General features: G+C 33.3%; 9 protein-coding genes. All 9 read left to right on the forward strand.

Features of this window, described 5'->3' with window-relative positions:
• Positions 1–60: 60 nt before the first annotated feature.
• The gene (locus tag ACJROP_RS03325) at positions 61–753 is read left to right on the forward strand and encodes a hypothetical protein (RefSeq protein WP_406534080.1); all 693 of its coding nucleotides are present in this window, start codon (positions 61–63) and stop codon (positions 751–753) included.
• Complete coding sequence (locus ACJROP_RS03330; protein ID WP_406534081.1) at positions 743–1132, forward strand: hypothetical protein; 390 nt, start codon at positions 743–745, stop codon at positions 1130–1132. The genes ACJROP_RS03325 and ACJROP_RS03330 overlap by 11 nt, the downstream gene beginning before the upstream one ends.
• A 5-nt stretch (positions 1133–1137) precedes the next feature.
• Positions 1138–1374: a hypothetical protein gene (locus tag ACJROP_RS03335; RefSeq protein WP_406534082.1), complete on the forward strand. Its 237-nt coding sequence runs from the start codon at positions 1138–1140 to the stop codon at positions 1372–1374.
• Between the two features lie 4 nt (positions 1375–1378).
• A complete protein-coding gene (locus tag ACJROP_RS03340; RefSeq protein WP_406534083.1) occupies positions 1379–1564 on the forward strand; it encodes a hypothetical protein in 186 nt (61 codons plus the stop codon).
• 3 nt (positions 1565–1567) lie between these two features.
• A complete protein-coding gene (locus ACJROP_RS03345; protein ID WP_406534084.1) occupies positions 1568–1792 on the forward strand; it encodes a hypothetical protein in 225 nt (74 codons plus the stop codon).
• Positions 1793–1915: 123 nt separating this feature from the next.
• A complete protein-coding gene (locus tag ACJROP_RS03350; RefSeq protein ID WP_406534085.1) occupies positions 1916–2299 on the forward strand; it encodes a hypothetical protein in 384 nt (127 codons plus the stop codon).
• Between the two features lie 41 nt (positions 2300–2340).
• Positions 2341–2733: a hypothetical protein gene (locus ACJROP_RS03355; protein WP_406534086.1), complete on the forward strand. Its 393-nt coding sequence runs from the start codon at positions 2341–2343 to the stop codon at positions 2731–2733.
• Positions 2730–2954, forward strand: a complete 225-nt coding sequence (locus ACJROP_RS03360) for a hypothetical protein (RefSeq protein ID WP_406534087.1) — start codon at positions 2730–2732, stop codon at positions 2952–2954. Before ACJROP_RS03355 ends, ACJROP_RS03360 begins: the two co-directional genes overlap by 4 nt.
• The coding region (locus ACJROP_RS03365; RefSeq protein ID WP_406534088.1) for a hypothetical protein at positions 2955–3482 on the forward strand (528 nt) is incomplete at its 3' end.

A 3482-nucleotide genomic window follows, 5' to 3' on the forward strand; every position in this document is an offset into this window, starting at 1 on the left:
AATTACCTATTCCCAAAATCATAAAAAAATTTTTTTTATATTTTTTTTTAGATGATGATTATGATGCCCAAAGAAAAACGAGATGAATTAAGAAGATTATTCTATAGTAATTTAACTTCAATAGAACTACAGAAAAAACTAGACTTAACACATGATGAATACTCCAAGTTACTATTAGAAGTTAAACATGACTTAGGATTACCATCAAATTATCGTCGTACACCTCATAGGTATGGGAAATATGTTAAAGATTCATACTTCATTAAAAAACATATCTCTAATGATGATTTTGAAATCATAACATATGCTCCTACACGTGAGGATGCGGAAATCAAACTAGGATTATTTGATGATGGAGTCTCAATATTTGAGATAGAGCAAGCGACAGACGAACATATGAAAAAATTAATCGAAACAGACTATTACACTAAAAAAATGTTATGGAGCGATATCCTAAAAAAATATCAAATACCATACCATAGATTCTATGATTTATTAAATCAGATAAAAAAAGAACATGGCCTGGAAGACACTCGCACAACAAAAAATACTCGATACATTTACAAATACAAACCAACAGGTAAATATTTAATCCGTAAAAACATCGAGGGCAAACCAAGAGCATTCGGATATTATAAAACTATCGATGCAGCTGTACATGTAAGGGATTATCTTGAAGATATTTCATGGAATGTAACTAAGTGGATGAACGAAAGAGAGAAGGTGGTAGAAGAAGCAGAACATGGCTATTAGTATAATTAAAGGTATTAATAACTGGGATGATGATGAATTTAGAAGGACAATAAATTCAAAAGCGTATTATGAGGAACACCGGCGTAGAATAGTATCACAAGACTCCCGCATAGGAGTATGTGCATGGTGTGGAAAACCATTCCTAAAACAACACCATAGTGAAAAATACTGTGGTGATAACTGCCGAAAAGATGCAAGAGGTCATCAATCAAGAATGAAAGCACACCGCTGGTACCATAATCACAAACATGAATTAAGTGAGAAGCAAAGATGGGGTCTCGGTTCAGGTACACTAGGAGGCCACATGCATAAAGACTTCGAAAAAGAACAATCAATGATAGAAAAAGAATTCACACGATTAAGACTCAAAAGGAAATAATATTTATGAAAATCGAATACATCACATCAAAAGAATTAGATGAATTCTACACTCAATTAGGAACGATTATAAAAGGATTAGATACAACAAATCCATTTGAAGTTGTAGGCTTCGCCAATAGCCTGGTAAATATGGGTAACCATTTACTCAGCCAATCCAATGCAAAACTAATAGGTAAAGCCTACCCTAAACGAGAACTAGAAAAATATAAAGAAAAAATCAAACCACCAATGGAGGATTAAAAATATGTTAATTCCACAAAACGAATTATTACAAATGATTTACGAAGAGCAAAGGAAACAAACAGCAATATTAGAGGATATTAAAAAAGCATTAAAACCACCAATAACATTGCAAGCTGCACCAATGACAGAAGAAAATAAAAACATGATGATAAAAGCCCTTGAAGGCATAGAAACTGTACAGGACTAGAATATGAATCCTATCAATCAAGAATTACAGAATTATAGAAGACTCATTGTTCACTATGAGAAAATCCTTAGAGATGATAGTCTCATCAAAACCAAATCCATTGAAAACGATGGAAGACCCTTGCTAACAGCAAAAGACATAGATAGAATTGAAAAGAAACTCGAAGGATTAAGAGAACAAAGAGACCACTTACTAAAACAAGAAAAAGATTACAACGAGGTAATATAGATGGGTGAAAAAATTAAAATTCAAAATACTAGAAATGCCGATAGTCGTACGGCTGAGGAAGATTTCACAATTGAAGATTTAAAACAAGCAACAGAAACACATATAGAAAATGTGGGTAAATGTATGGATTTTTTTGCAGAAAAAATCCATGAAGCAGGAGTTTTACATGATTTCACAAAACGTGAAAATTTCTACGAAGAATATGGTCCATTATGCATGAGTAAAGTTGTTGATGATGAATTTAAAGCTAATCCTTGGTATAAAAAGCACATTTTCGAGGAACGTCACCATGTTAATGAAGATTTTAAAACCGATGTGAACTTTATAGATTTAATAGAACACATTTGTGACGTTGTTGAGGCAGGTAATGGTAGGGCAGGACATTTAACTAGTGCTTACATGGATATAGATCCAAAATTATTATACTTAGCATATTGGAATACTATTGCATTACTCAATGCCAATGTAGAAGTTGAGGATGAAGATTATCGTGATTATCTAGAATAATATCAGATAATAAAAAAAATTTAAATTGGAGGTTTAAATTTATGCCCGAAGAAAAAGCTGAGATTGAAAATATTGAAACTGAATCAATAGATTTGCCCTTTGCGAAAGCTGAAGTGGTGAGATTAATGAAAGAAAACCTTGACGATGACAAGATGATAAGGGAAAGAGTCAAGGTTGAAATGAACTTATTCCTAGGTCGTGTACTAAAACAAGTATGCGACCAATTAAACAGTTACCCTTATACAACTGTGGAATATGAAATGTTGAAAGAATGCTTATATCCATATGAGAATATCACAAGGATTAATGAGGAAAAAAGAAGAATCCTCTTACACTTGGATGCTATTAAAGCAGATTGTGATGCATTACGTAGTGATGTTGTGAAAACCTTAAAAATCAAGGATACTCAAGACGAAGAGGAGTTGTTCAGATGAGTGAGGTTAATCCATTGGATAGTATGGATACTGAGATTGACCAGTTAAGTTTATTCCACGAGGATTTAAGTATACTTCAAAGACATACTGGTGATAAATATCTTGAAGATTTTAAGGAATTAAGGGATAAGACTAATCAGTTAAGAAGTGAATATGCTGGATTGTATAGTAAGATTTTAACTGATGATCCTAAATTAAAAGTCTATGTGGGGGCTATATAGATGTCTGCTTTTATTCCACCAAACTGGTTTATGGGGATGTTGATTTATGCAGGTTACTTTGCAGTACCTTTAATTATTGGTGTTATTGCATGGGTATTCTTTGCATTAAAAGATAAACCTACTATTGGGACTGTTATTCTTATAATTTGTCTGGTTATTGGTATTGGTTGTGCTCATGTGTTATGGTGGCAGAATTTTGAAGTTCCATCTGTTGAGAGTAAGGTTGTAACGGTTCAGGATTGGCAGGCTAAACCTGGTTTAAATACTGATGAAAGAGGTATGATGGTTATTGATTCAGCTGATGATTTAATGATGGTCACTACTGATGGTGAGGGTTACTTGAATACGGAGAATCTATTATTCCAGAAATTCGATACAAGAGATATTTTGAATAAAGCCAAACCTGGTGCGGTAATCAACGTGACAAGCTACGGGTGGAGAGAAGGCTTTAACAGTGGTTTCCCTAATATTCTAAGTGTTGATGTAATTGATGATTCTCATGCGGAAAACAAGACCGTTGGAGACTAC

It is taken from the genome of Methanobrevibacter sp. (genome assembly GCF_045220775.1).
Lineage (GTDB): Archaea > Methanobacteriota > Methanobacteria > Methanobacteriales > Methanobacteriaceae > Methanocatella.

What these genes read in the sequence shown, in the direction of transcription:
- ACJROP_RS03335 (WP_406534082.1), top strand. Translation starts at nt 1,138, where the DNA reads ATGAAAATCGAATACATCACATCAAAAGAATTAGATGAATTCTACACT.
- ACJROP_RS03330 (WP_406534081.1), top strand. Translation starts at nt 743, where the DNA reads ATGGCTATTAGTATAATTAAAGGTATTAATAACTGGGATGATGATGAA.
- ACJROP_RS03340 (WP_406534083.1), top strand. Translation starts at nt 1,379, where the DNA reads ATGTTAATTCCACAAAACGAATTATTACAAATGATTTACGAAGAGCAA.
- ACJROP_RS03355 (WP_406534086.1), top strand. Translation starts at nt 2,341, where the DNA reads ATGCCCGAAGAAAAAGCTGAGATTGAAAATATTGAAACTGAATCAATA.
- ACJROP_RS03350 (WP_406534085.1), top strand. Translation starts at nt 1,916, where the DNA reads ATGGATTTTTTTGCAGAAAAAATCCATGAAGCAGGAGTTTTACATGAT.
- ACJROP_RS03325 (WP_406534080.1), top strand. Translation starts at nt 61, where the DNA reads ATGATGCCCAAAGAAAAACGAGATGAATTAAGAAGATTATTCTATAGT.
- ACJROP_RS03360 (WP_406534087.1), top strand. Translation starts at nt 2,730, where the DNA reads ATGAGTGAGGTTAATCCATTGGATAGTATGGATACTGAGATTGACCAG.
- ACJROP_RS03345 (WP_406534084.1), top strand. Translation starts at nt 1,568, where the DNA reads ATGAATCCTATCAATCAAGAATTACAGAATTATAGAAGACTCATTGTT.